General features: G+C 71.7%; 1 protein-coding gene. It reads right to left on the bottom strand.

Going from position 1 to position 258, the window contains the following annotated elements:
• The coding region (locus tag AC0CH8_RS18935; protein ID WP_465241206.1) for a sodium/proton-translocating pyrophosphatase at positions 1-258 on the bottom strand (258 nt) is incomplete at both ends.

Below are 258 nucleotides of genomic sequence, written 5' to 3'. Positions count from 1 at the left end.
GCGAGTCCGGCCGCACCGATCGCATCGCCCCTCGTCACCGCCTTGGTCGTGGTGCCGACCGCCTCGAGCGCCTCGGTGCGGTGGCGGACGTCGTCGGGCAGACCCGCCAGCTCGGCAATGCCGCCCGCATTGTCGGTGACCGGGCCATAGGCGTCGAGCGCGACGACCATGCCCGCCTGCGCCAGCATCGCGGTGGCGGCGAAGGCGATGCCGATGATGCCGGCAAGTTGATAGGCCACCACGACGGCGACGACGATC

This window comes from Sphingomonas sp. AC435 (genome assembly GCF_979253005.1).
Note: the sequence above shows the minus strand (reverse complement) of the source record. Positions and strands in the feature narration are given on the sequence as shown.